Origin of the sequence: Alysiella sp. (genome assembly GCF_030525755.1) — a bacterium.
GTDB lineage: Bacteria > Pseudomonadota > Gammaproteobacteria > Burkholderiales > Neisseriaceae > Simonsiella.
The window spans coordinates 1-17,234 of sequence record NZ_JAUNEC010000038.1 but is presented as its reverse complement, the minus strand read 5'-3'; the positions used below and the strand labels follow the sequence as shown (position 1 = coordinate 17,234).

Below are 17,234 nucleotides of genomic sequence, written 5' to 3'. Positions count from 1 at the left end.
GTGATGGCTTCGGCAGTCGCGTCCACCGTGCTGATGCCCAAATCGCTTGCCATAATCCGCAATTTGTGGCTTTCCACCAGCGTTTTCACGGCTTGTTCAGGCAGCCCGAAACGGTCTATGAGTTCTTCAAAAATATCGTTGATTTGATTGATGTTTTCGCAAGTTGCCAAGCGTTTGTACAGCACCAAACGTTCGTGAATATCGGGGCAATAGCTTTCAGGCAGCAAAGCAGGTGCGTGGAGCTTGATTTCCGTGTTCACACCCAAAGGCGCGTCCAAATCAGGCACACGCCCTTTTTTCAACTCGCGCACGGCTTGTTTCAACATTTCCGTGTACAAAGTCAAACCCACCTGCGCCATTTCGCCCGATTGTCCCTCGCCCAAAATTTCGCCTGCGCCGCGAATTTCCAAATCTTGCATGGCAAGCGCGAAACCTGCGCCCAATTCATCGGCAGCCGCAATCGCGTCCAAACGTTTTTGCGCGTCTTTGCTGACAAATTCACCTGTAAAAAGATAAGCATACGCCTGATGATGACTGCGCCCCACACGCCCACGCAACTGGTGCAACTGGGCAATACCGAATTTGTCGGCACGATTGATGATAATCGTGTTGGCATTGGGAATGTCAATGCCCGTTTCAATGATGGTGGAACAGAGTAAGACGTTGAATTTCTGTTGCAAAAATTCGCGCATGACCTGTTCCAATTCGCGTTCGCGCAACTGTCCGTGTGCCACGCCAATGCGGGCTTCGGGCAAGAGTTCTGCCAATTTTTCTCGCATATTTTCAATGGTTTCCACTTCATTGTGCAGGAAAAACACCTGTCCGCCACGTTTCAATTCGCGCAACACGGCTTCGCGCACGCTGCCATCACCAAAGGGTTTAACAAAAGTTTTCACGGCAAGGCGGCGCGATGGCGCGGTGGTAATCAATGAAAAATCGCGCAAACCCTCCAAAGCCATGCTCAATGTACGCGGAATGGGCGTGGCGGTCAGCGTGAGCATGTCCACATTGGCGCGAAGGCGTTTGAGTTGCTCTTTTTGGCGCACGCCAAAGCGGTGTTCTTCATCAATGATGACCAAGCCCAAGTTTTTAAACGCAATATCATCTTGCACCAATTTGTGTGTGCCGATGACGATGTCCACCGTGCCATCTGCCATGCCAGCGAGTGTGGCTTTCGTCTCTTTACTGCTGTTAAAACGCGACAAAGCTGCCGTTTTAACGGGAAAATCGGCAAAACGGTCGGCAAAATTTTTCGCGTGTTGCTCCACCAGCAAAGTGGTGGGTGCGAGTACCGCCACCTGTTTGCCACCCATCACCGCCACAAAGGCGGCACGCAACGCGACTTCGGTTTTGCCAAAACCGACATCGCCACAAACCAGCCTGTCCATCGGTTTGGCTTGGGTCAAGTCTTTCAATACGGCAGCGATGGCGGCGGCTTGGTCTTCGGTTTCTTCGTAGCCGAATCCGTCTGCAAAGGCTTGATAATCCAATTCGTTGATTTCAAATTTGAAACCCGATTGTGCTGCGCGTTGGGCGTACAAATTGAGCAATTCGGCTGCGGTGTCGCGGGCTTGTTCGGCGGCTTTGCGTTTGGCTTTGCCCCACGCGCCTGTGCCGAGTTTGTGTAATTGCACGTTTTCGGACGCGCTGCCTGAATAGCGGCTGATTAAATGCAGTTGTGAAACAGGCACATACAGTTGCGCTTCGTTGGCGTATGCCAGCAACATCATTTCGGTGTCGCCATCGCCAAAATTCATGTTTACCAAGCCTTGATACCGCGCAATGCCGTGTTCTTGGTGGACAACGGGGTCGCCCATGTTGATTTCCGCCAAATCGCGCAAGGCTGTGTCGGCAATTTTGGCGTGTTTCAAGCGGCGCGTTTTGGGGCGGGCAACGTATTGATAGAGTTCGGTTTCGGTGATGACGGCAATTTTCAGGCTGCCTGAAATTTGATTTTTCACATTTTGTGAATGGGATTGTGCCAACGCATTTTCAGGCTGCCTGAAATCTTGCTCCCTCTCCCTTTGGGAGAGGGCTGGGGAGAGGGGTTCATCGTCTGCGGTTTGCCCTCTCCCTAACCCTCTCCCAGAGGGAGAGGGGACGAGATTGCTGTTCATTTGAAAGCCCTGCACCAAAGGCGACACGCAAATTGCCAATTTATGGTTTTGTTGAACAAAATCCTGCCAACTTGCCACTTGTGCCACGTCCAAACCATTTTGTTTGAAAAAAGCGGACATGGTTTCCCTGCGCCCCAAGCTGTCGGCACAAAGCAAAATTTTGCCGTCAAACGCTGCCTGAAAATCCTGCAACGCCAAAAGCGGCTGTTCCGACTGACGATTTACGGCAAGATTGGGCAAATCGTGGCGGTGGTCGGGCGAAGTCCAAATTTGCGGATACGGTTTCAGGCAGCCTGAAAACTGGTCGGGCGACAAATACAAAAACTGCGGTGCAAGTGGCGGATAATGCGGCTCGCCCTGCGCTAATTGGTGGCGTTGCTTCACATCGCCCCAAAAACGGTTGGCGTAGGCGTGGACATCGTCCGTGCAAACCACAATCGCATTTTCGCCAACATAATCAAACAGATTGGCACAATTTTCTTCAAAAAACAAAGGCAAATAATGCTCCACGCCTGCGCCAAATTGCCCATTGCCCACCGCTTTGTACACGGCTGCTGCGCTGGGGTCGCCATCGATTTCTTCACGGAAACGGCTGCGGAAGATTTTCTGCGCGTCCGCATCGGTGGGGAATTCGTGGGCGGGCAACAATCTGATTTCTTGAATGTTTTCAATGGTTCGCTGCGTTTCGGGGTTGAAAATTTTGATGGTGTCAATTTCTTCATCAAACAAATCAAGGCGATAGGGCAAATCCGCGCCCATGGGAAACACGTCCACAATGCCGCCACGCACGGCAAATTCGCCTGCCGCCAACACATTGTCCACCAAATGATAGCCTGCCTGAATCAAATTTTCCCTTAAAGAATCAATGTGTAAAGTTTGACCGACTTTCAACCAAAACGTCCGCGCCAACAAAAACGACACAGGCGCGAGCTTTTGCATGGCGGTGGCAACGGGCAAAAACAGCGCGTCCACCGTACCATTTTTCAGTTGCCACAACACAGATAATCGTTCAGAAACAAGGTCTTGGTGTGGCGAAAAATGTTCGTATGGCAAAGTTTCCCAATCGGGGAAAAACAGGGCATTGTCGCGTGGGCGGAAAAATTGCCATGCTTGATGAAGTCGGTGGGCGGTTTCGCTGTCGGCGGTTAAAATGATTTTGATTGGGCTTGAGGGCAGATGTTGCGATAGGAGATATGGCATTGATCCTTCGGAATAATCTGTCCAAAAAGTTTTTTGATTGGGGCGAGGAATAGGAAAAATCATAATTGTTGTTGATGAAAAAGTATGAATAAATTGATTGACGGCTGGGTACTGTTGACAGTAAAGCGATATTTGACGAAAAAGTAAGCGCAAAACGAATTATCAATCGCCATAAACACACTTTAAAACAGTTACAGCATTGGATAACCTTACCATACCAATTTGTACTTATTCTAAATCATGTCAGCCATATGATTGTTTAAAATAAGAATAAAACAGGCAACCGCTATGTTCTCATACTTCAGAAATGGGATAATACTGCATCACTCTTATTTTAAACCATACAATAAACTGCCTGAATTATTTGGTTTCAGGCAGCCTAAAATGCAAGCAACCGCTTGATGAATATGAGAAGCTGCCTGAAAAAATTACTTTACGCAATCCCAATGGGTCGCCGTATTAGCCGCTACATCTTTGGTCAATTTTTTGCCAATCAAATCATCAAAATATTTGGGCGGCAAACCAAATCCGGGGCGTACGCTGCGAATGCACGTTTCATCAATCAAATCGCCCGCTTTCAAATCTTTGACAAAATACAGCGAGCGGCGAAATTGCGCGTTACCTTGTTCGCTGGATTTCAAGCCATAGTCCACTTTGCCCAGAGCCTGCCACGCAGTTTTACTGCTTTGACAAAGTTGTGTTAAATCAGCAGGTTCTAACGAAAAACTGTCGTCTGCGCCACCACCGTTTCTGTTCAACGTAAAGTGTTTTTCAATCACGCACGCACCCAAAACCACGCTGGCTATTGCGGTTGTGTTGTCCAGCGTATGGTCGGATAAGCCCACCAAAGTGCCGAAACGTTGTGCCATGTCTGCCAGCGTGCGTAAATTGTAGTCGGCGGCGGGGGCAGGGTAGCCACTCACGCAATGTAGCACCACCAATTCTGTGCAACCATTTGATTTTGCTGTATCAATTGCTTCGCCAATTTCGTCCGCGTCCGCCATACCTGTGGAGATAATCATCGGCTTGCCCGTTTGCGCGACATATTTTATCAATGGCAAATCAATCGCTTCAAACGAAGCGATTTTGTAAGCGGGCACATCCAAACTTTCCAGTAAATCCACAGCGGTGAAATCAAATGGCGAGCTGAAAATTGTGATGCCGACTTCTTTTGCATATTCAAACAAAGGCTTATGCCAATCCCAAGGCATATGTGCTTTTTGATACAGTTCATACAAAGATTGTCCGTGCCACAATCCGCCATTTATCATGAACTCGGGTTGGCGCGAATTGAGCGTAATCGTGTCGGCTGTGTAGGTTTGGATTTTAACGGCATCTGCGCCACATTGTTTAGCTTGTTCTATGATTTTTAAGGAATTTTCCAAACTGCCATTGTGGTTGGCGGACATTTCCGCGATGATGTAAGGTGCGTGGTTTGTACCAATGGGGCGGTGGTTAATGTGTATGTGAGACATGATGTTTTGTAAAAAAGGGGAAATTGTAGCATTTTCAGGCAGCCTAAATTGAAATAAAAGCGATTTTGCTGATAGTTTGGATTTTCAGGCTGCCTGAAAATCCTTATTCCACCACCCCATCTTCCATTTTCAAATTGCTAATTCATTAAAATTCATGCATATTATGCGTAACCAACACCTCATTCAAAGCCAAAGCGTGTGCGGCAATCCACAAATCGTTGTTGCAATCGGTTTGCCTCTTTGTTTCAATATATTAGACCATTGACCGTAATATTCGGGCATAGCTTCATGTAAAGGCAAAACAGGTACGATTTTCGCCAAAGCCACAAATTCACGATGAGCTTTTTCAGAATTTTGGCTGCCAAACATACCTTTGAGCAGCTTGCCATAGCTGACAACACTCATGCACAATTGATTGCATTTGGGCAGGCTGTTGCCACTTTGAAACACTTTGGTCAGCATGATGTTACTCCGTATTAACAAAAAATCACATTGTATGTATTAATAATCGCAGTAAAAATGCAAGTTTCAGGCAGCCTGAAAAATTATTTCACATTCAAAGTGTATTTAGTGATAAACGTTTTGCTTTCAGCAGCTTGCAAAATCGTCAAGCCCAAGCCATTATTGAAACAATCGGGCGCACCACTCAAATTTTCAATCGCTACGCAATCACGTTCGGGCGGAATGTAAATTTGCAAATACGGATAATTCTGCTGGGCGAAAATCTGCAAAATAAAATCATCGTTTTGCAAAATACATGACACATCGGTTTGATTATTTAGCACAAAACTGTTGTCCAAAAACACGTTTTGTAAACTTTCGGCTGTTTGAAAACGGCTTTCAGGCAGCATTTTGCCTGTTGGCAACAAATTTTCATCAAATTCAATCATTTGTGTGGAATTGATTTGCAAATACCAATCGTCCACTTTGCCACCCAGCGTGAAATAAGGGTGCCAACCATCCGCGAGCGGCATGGCGCGTTTACCTGTGTTGGTGGCAGTCGTTTCAATCGTCAAGCCTGTTGTGTCTAAAATATATTTCACAAACAATTGATATTCAAAGGGAAAACCCAAATTATCTTGCGTATAATTTGCCAACAGTTCTACCCACGCTGATTGCTCATCTGCGCCATGATTTTGTATTGAAAAATCAAAATTATACATCAATCCGTGAATGGTGTGTCCGTTCAAAACGTATTTTTTGCAAACATATTCCGTTTTTTCAAATACATAACGACTTTCGTTCAAGCGACACGCAAATGGGCTTAACTTTGCGCTGCGAAAACCGTTTGTAATTTGACTACGTGCTTGATTTTCATCAGCAAATGCGGCGATGACATTAATCCAACTATCATATTGTTTTTTAATAGAAAACTGGTTTAAAATCGCGCCAAAAGGTAAAATTTCCACTTGATGATTTTCGCTTTGCAGAACAAGGGATTGGGGATTGATTTGAATATAGAACATTTTGTCTCCAAAATTCAGGCAGCCATTTTTGCAAAAATGCAAAAGGCTGCCTGAAAAGTCAAAACTTATTTTTTCTTGGCGTATTTCAAAGAATCAATCGCCACCGCCAAAATGATGATGGCACCTTTAATGATGTATTGCCAATAGGGGTTCACGCCGATGTAGGTCAAACCGTAGTTAATCAGCGTGAAAATAATCACACCCAACACCACGCCGATTACTTTACCTACACCACCGCTAAACGACACGCCGCCAATCACACAAGCAGCAATCGCGTCCAATTCGTACATGAAACCCAAATTGTTGGTTGCCGAACCAATGCGCCCCGCCTCCAAAAAGCCGCCAAACGCATAGAAAATGCCCGACAAAGTGTAAATGCCCAATAAATTTAAGGTAACGTTCACACCAGACACACGCGCCGCTTCGGGGTTGCCGCCAATGGCGAAAATGTTTTTGCCAAAACGGGTTTTGTTCCAAATCACCCACACCAGCGCAATCGCCACAGCCGCATACAGTGTAATATAAGACAATTTAAAACCACCCAGCATCAAAAAGCCTTGTGTGAACGTGGCGTAGCCCGAATCCAAACCTGCAATCGGTGCTGCGCCCACCATGTCGTAATACAATGAATTGATGCCATAAATCACCAGCATTGTCCCCAAAGTGGCGATAAACGGTGTTACATTCAGCAGCGTAACAATCAAGCCATTAATCAAACCCAGCACCGCGCCAATCGCACACACCAGCAAAATCACAAGCGGAATCGGCACAACATCGATATCAGGGAATACTTTGTTCACATTGGTAGTCGCTTGCAGCAAAGTCGCGGCAATCACGGCAGATAAACCCACTTGTCGTCCCACCGACAAATCCGTACCCTGCGTAACAATCAGCCCCGCCACACCCAAAGCAATGATAATCCGCACCGATGATTGCGTCAGAATATTACTGAAATTGCCCAAACTCAAAAAGCTGGGGTCTTTGAACACAATCACCACCAACAACATCAACAAGACAAAATACAAAGCATAATTTTTAAACAAATCCATCGCTTTGTTGGATTTAATTGCACTCATTTTGTTTTTCCTTTACAAATCTGAATTTTGGGGTTTTCAGGCAGCCTGCATGATTTACGCCATCTGTTCCCTCCTCATCTGACGAGGAAGGCAGCCTGAAAATATTTTTACAAATATTTCGCCGATAATTGCAAAATTTCTTCCTGCGAAGTATTGGCTGTTTCCACAATGCCTGCGACTTTACCTGCGCTCATTACAAGAATGCGGTCGCTCACGCCAAGCAATTCGGGCATTTCTGATGAAATCATGATGACGGCTTTACCACGTTTTGCCAAATCCGCAATCAGTTGATAAATTTCAAATTTTGCACCAATATCAATGCCACGCGTGGGTTCGTCCAACATCAAAATATCGGGGTGCGTGAGCAGCCACCGCCCCAAAATCACTTTTTGCTGATTGCCGCCCGAGAGTGTGCCAATGCGTGTAGCTTGGTTGGGCGTTTTCACGCGCATAGAATCAATGACCCATTGCGTGTCCTTTTCCATTTGGCTGTTATTGAGCAAAAAGCCTTTTTCGTAATTTTTGATGTTGGCAATCAAGGCGTTAAAGTTGATGTCCAAGCCCGCGAAAATGCCTGTGCTGCGGCGTTCTTCGGTAACGAGCGCAAAGCCGTTTTTAATGGCTTCAACGGGTGATTTGTTTTCTATCGTTTTGCCGTTCAAGATGATTTCGCCACTTGCTTTTTCACGTATGCCAAACAGGGTTTCCACGATGTCAGTGCGTTTTGCACCCACCAAGCCGCCAATACCCAAGACTTCACCTTTACGCAATTCAAAGCTAACATCTTGGATAGATGGTTGATTTTTTGCAGATAAATTGTTTACACACAAAATCACTTCACCGATTTGGTTTTCTTTTTCAGGAAAACGTTGGGTCAGGCTGCGACCGACCATTTTCGCCACCAAATCGTCCATAGACGTGTCCACCGAATTGACGGTGTCTATCCATTTGCCATCGCGCATAATCGTAATCGCATCACACAGTTGGAAAATTTCTTCCATTTTGTGCGAAATGTAAATGATGCCGCAACCACGGTCTTTGAGCTTGCGAACGATTATGAACAAATGCGCCACTTCTTTTTCAGACAGCGAAGAAGTAGGTTCGTCCATAATCACAATTTTGGCGTTGTAGGAAAATGCTTTTGCAATTTCAATCATTTGCATTTCCGACACAGTTAAATTGGCGACTTTTTCATTGGGATCAAGTTTGATATCCAGCTCGTCAAAAATCGCTTTGGTGTCGTCATACATTTTTTTGTGGTCCACAAAAATCCCTTTGGTGGGATAGCGACCGAGCCACAAATTGTCCATCACACTTAATTGTTTTACCAAATTCAGCTCTTGATGTACCATAGAAATGCCGTTTTCAAGGGCTTCTTTAGCGTTGGTGAAATTGGCTTCTTTGCCCAAAAATTGTATGCTGCCTGAATCTTTGGCGTAAATCCCAAACAGGCATTTGAGCAGCGTGGATTTGCCTGCGCCATTTTCGCCCATCAGCGCGTGAACCGAGTGGGCGCGGACTTGTAAATTCACGCCGTCCAAAGCCTTTACGCCTGGAAAACTTTTGTGAATGTCCGTCATGGTGAGCAAAATTTCGCCTGTGGAAGGTTGAGGTATGCTCATTTTGCTTTCCTTTATTTTTGTTTTATTTGAGGAATGTTTTTTAGGCAAACTTTCATTACCCTATAAAAATATTGAATAAGCTGAAAAAATAGAGCTACTGCCGTCAATACAGCGTAAGCGGTAATCCAAGTCAAATCAGCCACAAACTTTATTTAAAAAAGAAACTGTGGCACATCCCATTGGTTTCCCACCTACGCGGAAATGGCGGTAGTTTGACTGTTTCAGGTGGTTTTTCAAAGTTTTGTAGGACATTGGAAGATAAGATAAAAACACAGCCCCATGTACAAAACAAGCGACCGACTTTCAACAAGTCAGCCGCTTATTTATTGTAAAACAAAATTATTTCAAGAATTTATCCAAATTGGTTTTGTCCACTCCCACATAAGGAATGCGAACTTGGTTGCCATCCAATTTGATGGCGGTATTTTCGGCAGGATTTTTGCCGTTTGCCAAATCTACAGCCAACGCGTACACAGCTTTGGCTTGGTTTTCGCCGTCATTCAACACTGTGCCTTTCATTTCATCAGCTTTAATTTTTTGCAAAGCTTCAGGCAGCGCGTCTACGCCAAAAGTTGGCAACACTTTGCCACTTGCTTTCATCGCTTCAATCGCACCCATTGCCATTCCGTCATTATTGGCAATCACAACTTCAATGTTTTTACCGCTGGGACCTGACAACCAGGCTTGCATTTTGTCTTTACCTTGTGCAGCGTCCCACATACCTGTGTCTTCTTGCAATTTATTGGTTTTAATGCCAATCGCATTTAATTTTTCAATCACAAATTTGGTACGCGCTTCGGCATCAGGGTGTCCAGGTTCGCCTTTGAGCAAAACATAGTCAATCACACCGTCTTTGTTCAAGTCCCAATCGGCATTTTCTTTCCAAGTTTTCGCAATCAATTCGCCTTGAATTTCGCCCGATTCTTGTGGGTTTGCACCAACGTAGTAGGCTTTTTCATAGGTTTTCAGTACTTCCTGACCAGGGTCTTTGTTGAAAAACACCACAGGAATATTTGCGCCTTTGGCTTTTTCAATAATCGTGGGTGCAGCTGCAGGATCCACTAAATTGATTGCCAATGCTTTTACGCCTTTTGCAATCAAAACATCAACTTGGTTGTTTTGTTCAGATTGATTATTTTGCGAATCATTCATCAACAATTCAGCAGTTTTCAGGCTAGCTGCTTCATTTTCCAAAGCTTTACGCATCAAAGCCATGAAATTATCATCGTATTTATAAATAGTTACACCCACTTTAACCGCATCGCCAGCAGGTGCAGTAGAAGCAGCAGGTGCGCTGCCACCAGCAGGCTGTGTTGCAGGTGCTGCTTTTTGCTCGCCACACGCGCCCAAGCCCAAAATCATTGCTAGGGCCAAGCTCATGGTGCTTAATTTTTTCATGATAAAACTCCTAAAAAATAAAGGGAAAATGTGTTAATTGATTGCCTTAAATAAATAGGTAGATTGAAGTTTGAAGTAAAATATCAATTTTGTAAATCTTTTTTTACACGATGCAGCACATTTTTATTTTACTATTGTTTTTTTTAATGTTTCAGACAACTTGCAATGCCAATTTCAAAGTTTCAACTACTTGTTTTTGTTCAAAATTTGATAAATCAAAATAGAGTGGCAAACTGATTGCACCAGCGTAATAATTTTCGGCATTAGGAAAATCACCCGCCTGAAAATCAAAGCGTTCGCGGTAATGTGGCTGCATATGCACAGGAATGTAATGCACGTTTACACCAATGCCATTTTGTTTTAAAAAATCAAATACTTGCTTTCGCTTTTCAGATGAAACCCAAATGGGATACAAATGCAATGCCGACACATTTTCAGGCTGCCTGAACGGGATAATCACAGGCAAATCCGCCAATAAATCATCGTATTGCGTGGCAAGTTGGTGACGGCGCGACACAAATTCGTCCAAACGCGACAGTTGACTCAAACCCAATGCGGCTTGCATTTCGGTCATACGGTAATTATAGCCTAAATCTATTTGCTGATAATACCACGCACCGTGTGTTGTGCCGTGCATTTCATCGACGTTACGTGTGATACCGTGTGAACGGAGTTGCGCCATTTTATTTGCTAAATCAATCTGATTGGTGGTCGCCAAACCGCCTTCTGCCGTTGTGATGATTTTCACAGGGTGAAAACTGAATACTGTGATGTCGCTGTATTGACCGTTGCCTACCTTGCCATTTTGATAGCGTGCACCTATTGCATGAGATGCATCTTCTATGATTTTGAAGCCGTATTCTTTTGATAAAGCATAAATTTTCGCCATATCGCACGGTTCGCCTCCAAAATGCACAGGCACAACAATTTTCGGTAAATTGCCCATCCGTTTCGCCACTGCCAATTTTTCACCCAATTTTTCAGGGCATAAATTCCGCGTTTGCGGATTGATGTCCACAAAATCCACAGTCGCGCCGCAATACAGAGCGCAATTTGCAGATGCAACAAAGGTAATCGGACTCGTCCACAAAACATCGCCTTGCTGCAATCCCAATGCCAAACACGCCAAATGCAAGGCAGAAGTCGCGCTGTTGCTGGCAACAGCGTATTTTGCACCACAATATTCAGCAAGTGCTTGTTCAAATTGAGGAACTCTGTTACCTTGTGTCAAATAATCAGATTGTAAAACTTGGACAACTGCGTCAATATCATCTTGAGAAATGTGTTGTTTGCCGTAAGGTATCATTTTGTTTTTTCTTAAATGTTTATTTTCAGGCAGCCTGAAACTCAAATTTTGCCAATTTTGTGTTGATTTTGGCTAATCCATTGTTTCAATTCATCTTGCGACATCCATTCTGTGTTGTTGTCGCTGGCATACACAAAGCCCTCTGGCACTTTCACGCCATTTTTAATGCGCTCGGGGCTGTCGCTCCAACCGTTAATGGCGGGCAAAATTTTAAAATGTTCAGGATATTCATAGGTGTAAAAAGCATCTTCCGCGCTAATCATTTGCTCATGCAATTTTTCGCCAGCGCGTATGCCCACGATTTCTTGACGGCATTCAGGCGCAACTGCCGTAGCCAAATCGCCTATGGTCATAGACGGAATTTTTTTCACATAAATTTCGCCGCCCACCATATCATCAAAAGCGTGCCAAACCAATTCCACGCCTTGCTCCAAAGAAATCATAAAGCGCGTCATGCGGCTGTCGGTAATCGGCAACACGCCTTTGTCTTTGATGGACAAGAAAAACGGAATCACTGAACCGCGCGACCCCATCACATTGCCATAGCGCACCACCGCAAAGCGCGTACCGTGCTCGCCCGAATAAGCATTGCCCGCCACAAACAATTTATCGGAAGCCAATTTGGTTGCGCCATACAAATTCACAGGGCTGCTGGCTTTGTCGGTGGAAAGGGCAACGACTTTTTTCACGCCTTTGTCTATGCAAGCGTCAATCAGGTTCATCGCGCCATTGATGTTGGTTTTGACGCATTCAAAGGGATTGTATTCGGCAGTGGGGACGATTTTGGTGGCGGCAGCGTGAACCACATAATCCACACCGTCCAAAGCGCGATAGAGTCGGTCTTTGTCGCGCACATCGCCAATGAAAAAGCGCACACGTTTGTCGCCTTCAAATTTTTTTGCCATGTCCCATTGTTTCATTTCATCGCGCGAAAAGACGATGATTTTTTTGGGATTGTATTTTGCCAAAGTCATCGGCACAAAGGTGTTGCCAAATGAGCCTGTGCCGCCTGTTACCAAAATGGTTGAATCGCGAAGCATATTTATTGTTTCCTTATTATAGCCTGTCTATGTACAGGCTGCCTGAAAGACAATTAAGCCGCGATGTGCGGCTTGTTGTTAATCAAATGGTTTTCAGGCAGCCAGTTGTGGTACAAGACGTTTTAGTGCTGCTTGCCAGTCAGAAGGGGTATATCCCAAAGCACGGATTTTTTCACAAGACAATACGGAGTAGGGAGGGCGTGGTGTGTGTTCAGAAATAGGAGGGGCTTCGTTTAATTCACACTGGACACCACAGGATTGTGCCAATTCTTTTAAAATGGCTTGGGCAAACTCATAACGATTAACGGCTTTGTCCCCACAAAAATGGAAAATGCCGCGTGGGGTGTGTTGGCGATTTTGTGCCAATTCAATCATGAGACGTGCTAAATCACCTGCGTATGTGGGGCAGCCAATTTTGTCAGTAGCAATCGCAATCTTGCCGTTTCGTGCTTGATCAATAATGTCTTTAACAAAATTATTACCATATTCAGAAAATACCCATGAACTGCGGACAATGATGCTGTCTGGATTGGCAGATAACGCCAAAAGTTCGCCTGCTAATTTGGATTTAGCATAGCTGGAAAGTGGATTTGGGTAGTCGGTTTCTACATAAGGCATGCGTTTTTGACCATCAAAAACATAATCGCTGGAAATGTGAATAAAGCGTATACCTGCATCGGCTGCTTCCTGTGCCAGAATGCGTGTGCCTTCGGCATTAACAGCAAAAACATGTTGTTTGTCTAATTCCGCAGCTTCTAAATTGGTGTAGCCTGCAGCATTGATGATGGCATCGGGTTCAAAATTCTTTACCATATTGGATACTGCTTTTGCATCAGTAATATCCAGTGTTTGTGAATCTGCGGCAATCATTTCCCAATCTTCGGGTTTCTGTTGTTTCAGGCAGCGTCCAACTTGACCGTTGGCACCTGTTAATAAAATACGCATGATGTATCCCTTTTTGAGATGAATTTTTTCATTTGAATTATAGCGTATTTTACTGAAAAAATAATGTTTAATCTTTTGAAACAAGTTAAAGCCTTGAACGATAAATAAGGCTGCCTGAAACTTTTTCAGGCAGCCTGTTGGTTGTAATAATATATACAGAATTGTAAAAATACCCATTTTTTAAAATAAAAATGGCATAAAAGTTCTTCTTTTTAACCCATTGTGCTTTTATTTATGTTAAATTACGACAGCATCAAGTAAAGATGTGATGAAATCATAATGATAACACCATTTTAAGGAGTGCAAATCATGCCACAACCCACACTGATTTTGGATAAAACCGACTTAAAAATTCTTCATGTGTTACAAGAAAATGGGCGATTAAGCAATGTGGAACTTTCCGATCGCGTTGCTTTATCGCCCTCTCCTTGTCTGCGTCGTCTCAAACAATTGGAAGACAATGGCATCATACACCTTTATGCCGCTTTATTGAATCCAGAAGCTCTGGGACTGGGTTTACAAGTAATGATTCATGTTACCACCAGTAAAGCACCTGATGCCCGTTCTGAATTTGAACAAGCTGTTCAGCAATGGTCAGAAGTTCTGCGTTGTTTGGCATTAACAGGGGAAGCCGATTATTTACTGCACGCTTTCTTTACCGATATGAATGCTTTCTCTCATTTTGTATTAAATGTTCTGCTTTCACACACTTGCGTACAAGATGCCAAATCCAGCTTTGTACTCAAAGAAATCAAAAACACCACTGCCCTACCCTTATCGCATTTAAGTTGATGCGATTTTTCAGAATGCACCTGCGTTCATACCCCAATTTCATTGGGCTATAAAGATTGTTTAAAATCAAATATAAAAACCGCCTGAAAATCAGGCGGTTTTTAATTATGGTGCCGACAATGAGACTTGAACTCATACGACCTAGGGTCACCACCCCCTCAAGATGGCGTGTCTACCAATTTCACCATGTCGGCAAAAACGTCATAATAAAAATAACTATTTAGGCAAGCTGGCTGATGATGCTGAAACCCCAGCCTCAGAAGCACTTGATACTGCACTCGCACCAATTACTTCAACTTTTGATGTAGCAACCGCAGAAGCAGAAAGATGACTTTGCTTTATATTACTGAAATCAACGGTTTTTTTATTACTTTGACTGTGAATCATACCCAAAGCCAAACAAGAAGCAAAAAACACAATCGCAGAAAATGATGTCATTCTGCTCAAAAAGTTGGCGTTACCTGCTGAACCAAATACGCCCTGCGCGCTGCCTGAACCACCAAAACTTGCACCTGCATCTGCGCCTTTTCCATGCTGCATCAACACCAAAATGATAATGGCAAGAGAAGAAAAGACGTTGATAATCCAAATAACGGTTTTAAATGCTTCCATTTTATCGTGTTTCTTGTGCGGCGTTAATGATGGCAGTAAATGAATCGTATTTTAATGATGCTCCACCTACTAATGCACCATTTACATGCGGTACGCTAAAAATTTCGGCAGCATTAGCTTCATTCACACTACCGCCGTAAAGAATGCGGATATTAGCATCGTTCCCACACAATGACAAGATTTCATCATAAATAAATTGGTGCATATCGGCAATTTGTTCTTTTGTTGCGGTTTTACCTGTACCAATCGCCCAAACAGGTTCATAAGCCACTGCGAAATTTTGGGTTTTTAAACCTTTAAACACCGAAAGTTGATAGGCAACGGCTTCTTTTTCTCGTCCGTCTTCACGCTCTTTTAAACTTTCACCCACACACAATAAAGGAATCAGCCCAACATTCAATACATTTTCAATTTTCAAACGTTGCACATCATTCTTCTCATTGAAATAAAGGCTGCGTTCTGAATGCCCAATTAACACAATATCCACACCCACATCACGCATCATTTCTGCGGAAACTTCGCCTGTAAACGCGCCTTTATCAGCAAAACGGCTGACATCTTGGGCGCAAATATGAATTTTGTTATTCAACACAATCTGCACCGCATTGTGAGCCTGCAACAAATACACCGTAGGCGGACTGATACCAATACACACATTGTTTGCTACTGGTAAACCACGCAATTTATGTACCAAACTATTGTTATGTTGTAATTGACCATTCATTTTCCAATTACCAATAACCCATTTTTGTTGCCAAATATTGTATTCCATCTCTGATTTTTCCTTTGTACAATCGTTTGATTTATTGTAACGCAAATCACAGGCTGCCTGAAAGCAGGCATTGATTTTTCAAGCAGCCATTTTTAAAGCATACAAACACTCTCGCACCAATTCAGGACCCCGATAAACCAAACCACTGTACACTTGCACCGCAGTCGCACCCAATCGGCGTTTTTCTGCCGCATCACTACCATTCATAATCCCTCCTACGCCAATTACAGGCGCACAACCCTCTAATTCCTTAACCAAAGCTACCAGAATACGGTTACTCACAGAACGTACAGGTGCGCCACTCAAACCACCCTGCTCGGTTGCCAAAGGTGATACGCCCAATAAAGATTTGTCTATAGTGGTATTGGTGGCAATTACGCCGTCCATTTGTGTTGTACGCACCACATGAGCAATATCGGCAATTTGTGTTTCATCTAAATCAGGCGCAATTTTAACCGCCAATGGCACATATTTACCGTGTATGCTTTGTAAACTTTGTTGTTTGTCTTTCAGGCAGCCTAAAAGCTTGCTTAACTCATCAGCACCTTGTAACGCACGCAGATTTTTGGTGTTGGGCGACGAAATATTCACCGTAATATAAGACGCATATGGATAAGCCTTTTCCAAGCAAATCAAATAATCATCTACCGCATTCTCAATAGGCGTGGCTGCATTTTTACCAATATTGATACCCAAAACGCCACGAAACTGGGCTTTTTCAATATGGGTAATAGCCACATCAATACCCTGATTATTGAAACCCATACGATTGATGATGCCCTGAAATTCAGGCACACGAAACAAGCGTGGCTTGGGATTTCCATCTTGTGCGCGTGGTGTCAGCGTACCAATTTCAATAAACCCAAAGCCCAATGCAGCCAACGCATCAATGTATTCACCATTTTTATCCAAACCCGCTGCCAAACCAACAGGATTAGGCAGGTGCAAACCCATTAATTCTGTTGCTTGGGTATGCGGATTAAATGAAGGCAACACACCCATACGGTGCAAAGTAGCCAATTGAGATAAAGTAAAATGATGCGTTTGCTCCGCATCAAATTGAAATAAAACAGGACGAATAAGCGAATACATATTAGGCTGCCTGAAAAACAAGATGGAAATAAAACGCGTATTTTACTCGAAATTAGGTTGATTGATGTTTTCAGGCAGCCCTAGGGGCCAATGACAACAAAATTCATATATTTCTAGAATAACTTGATGCGTGGTACGCACCCTACATTTTGGGGTATTGGCAATTACTGTTGATTGTATAGCAGCAGGCTGCCTGAATGAGAAAACAAAATAAGACTTGTGTCGGCAAATTGATTGAATAGTCTTAAAGACACGCCTTATCATTCATAATCTCACTCAATGTTACATTTTTGCAACAAATATTCAATACTGCGATAATGG

General features: G+C 43.9%; 14 protein-coding genes and 1 tRNA gene. 1 reads left to right on the top strand and 14 read right to left on the bottom strand.

What is annotated here, in order from left to right:
• From mfd to rfbD, 10 genes are all read right to left on the bottom strand, one after another.
• The coding region (gene mfd, locus Q4B82_RS07235; protein WP_303065774.1) for a transcription-repair coupling factor at nucleotides 1–3,380 on the bottom strand (3,380 nt) is incomplete at its 3' end.
• 365 nt (nucleotides 3,381–3,745) lie between these two features.
• On the bottom strand, nucleotides 3,746–4,795 hold the full coding sequence (gene pseI, locus Q4B82_RS07230; protein WP_368501343.1) for a pseudaminic acid synthase: 1,050 nt from the start codon (nucleotides 4,793–4,795) through the stop codon (nucleotides 3,746–3,748).
• A 180-nt stretch (nucleotides 4,796–4,975) separates the two neighbouring features.
• Entirely contained in the window at nucleotides 4,976–5,254 is a 279-nt protein-coding gene (locus Q4B82_RS07225) for a hypothetical protein (protein ID WP_303065771.1), read from the bottom strand.
• 83 nt (nucleotides 5,255–5,337) lie between these two features.
• The gene (locus Q4B82_RS07220; protein ID WP_303065770.1) at nucleotides 5,338–6,258 is read right to left on the bottom strand and encodes an aldose 1-epimerase; all 921 of its coding nucleotides are present in this window, start codon (nucleotides 6,256–6,258) and stop codon (nucleotides 5,338–5,340) included.
• A gap of 65 nt (nucleotides 6,259–6,323) precedes the next feature.
• Nucleotides 6,324–7,334, bottom strand: a complete 1,011-nt coding sequence (mglC, locus tag Q4B82_RS07215) for a galactose/methyl galactoside ABC transporter permease MglC (RefSeq protein ID WP_303065769.1) — start codon at nucleotides 7,332–7,334, stop codon at nucleotides 6,324–6,326.
• A gap of 107 nt (nucleotides 7,335–7,441) precedes the next feature.
• Entirely contained in the window at nucleotides 7,442–8,956 is a 1,515-nt protein-coding gene (mglA, locus tag Q4B82_RS07210) for a galactose/methyl galactoside ABC transporter ATP-binding protein MglA (protein WP_303065768.1), read from the bottom strand.
• Nucleotides 8,957–9,295: 339 nt separating this feature from the next.
• Nucleotides 9,296–10,354 (bottom strand): galactose/glucose ABC transporter substrate-binding protein MglB, encoded by a 1,059-nt coding sequence (mglB, locus tag Q4B82_RS07205; protein WP_303065767.1) that lies wholly within the window; start codon nucleotides 10,352–10,354, stop codon nucleotides 9,296–9,298.
• Nucleotides 10,355–10,505: 151 nt separating this feature from the next.
• A complete protein-coding gene (pseC, locus tag Q4B82_RS07200) occupies nucleotides 10,506–11,660 on the bottom strand; it encodes a UDP-4-amino-4,6-dideoxy-N-acetyl-beta-L-altrosamine transaminase (RefSeq protein ID WP_303065766.1) in 1,155 nt (384 codons plus the stop codon).
• Between the two features lie 41 nt (nucleotides 11,661–11,701).
• Nucleotides 11,702–12,700, bottom strand: coding sequence for a UDP-N-acetylglucosamine 4,6-dehydratase (inverting) (gene pseB / locus Q4B82_RS07195; RefSeq protein WP_303065765.1), 999 nt, complete (start codon nucleotides 12,698–12,700; stop codon nucleotides 11,702–11,704).
• A gap of 93 nt (nucleotides 12,701–12,793) precedes the next feature.
• Nucleotides 12,794–13,645 carry a dTDP-4-dehydrorhamnose reductase gene (gene rfbD, locus Q4B82_RS07190; protein ID WP_303065762.1) on the bottom strand — a complete coding sequence of 284 codons (852 nt, stop codon included), beginning with the start codon at nucleotides 13,643–13,645 and terminating at the stop codon, nucleotides 12,794–12,796.
• Between the two features lie 309 nt (nucleotides 13,646–13,954).
• Here rfbD and Q4B82_RS07185 point away from each other — a divergent pair, with 309 nt between their 5' ends.
• The gene (locus Q4B82_RS07185) at nucleotides 13,955–14,437 is read left to right on the top strand and encodes an Lrp/AsnC family transcriptional regulator (protein ID WP_303065761.1); all 483 of its coding nucleotides are present in this window, start codon (nucleotides 13,955–13,957) and stop codon (nucleotides 14,435–14,437) included.
• Between the two features lie 108 nt (nucleotides 14,438–14,545).
• Here the strand turns inward: Q4B82_RS07185 and Q4B82_RS07180 are convergent.
• The 4 genes from Q4B82_RS07180 to Q4B82_RS07165 form a co-directional block, all read right to left on the bottom strand.
• A tRNA-Leu gene (locus Q4B82_RS07180) sits at nucleotides 14,546–14,631 on the bottom strand.
• A gap of 22 nt (nucleotides 14,632–14,653) precedes the next feature.
• Nucleotides 14,654–15,049: a preprotein translocase subunit SecG gene (gene secG, locus Q4B82_RS07175; RefSeq protein WP_303065760.1), complete on the bottom strand. Its 396-nt coding sequence runs from the start codon at nucleotides 15,047–15,049 to the stop codon at nucleotides 14,654–14,656.
• A 1-nt stretch (nucleotide 15,050) separates the two neighbouring features.
• Nucleotides 15,051–15,821 (bottom strand): triose-phosphate isomerase, encoded by a 771-nt coding sequence (tpiA, locus tag Q4B82_RS07170; RefSeq protein ID WP_303065759.1) that lies wholly within the window; start codon nucleotides 15,819–15,821, stop codon nucleotides 15,051–15,053.
• A gap of 78 nt (nucleotides 15,822–15,899) precedes the next feature.
• A complete protein-coding gene (locus tag Q4B82_RS07165; protein ID WP_303065758.1) occupies nucleotides 15,900–16,913 on the bottom strand; it encodes a quinone-dependent dihydroorotate dehydrogenase in 1,014 nt (337 codons plus the stop codon).
• Between the last annotated feature and the right edge of the window lie 321 nt (nucleotides 16,914–17,234).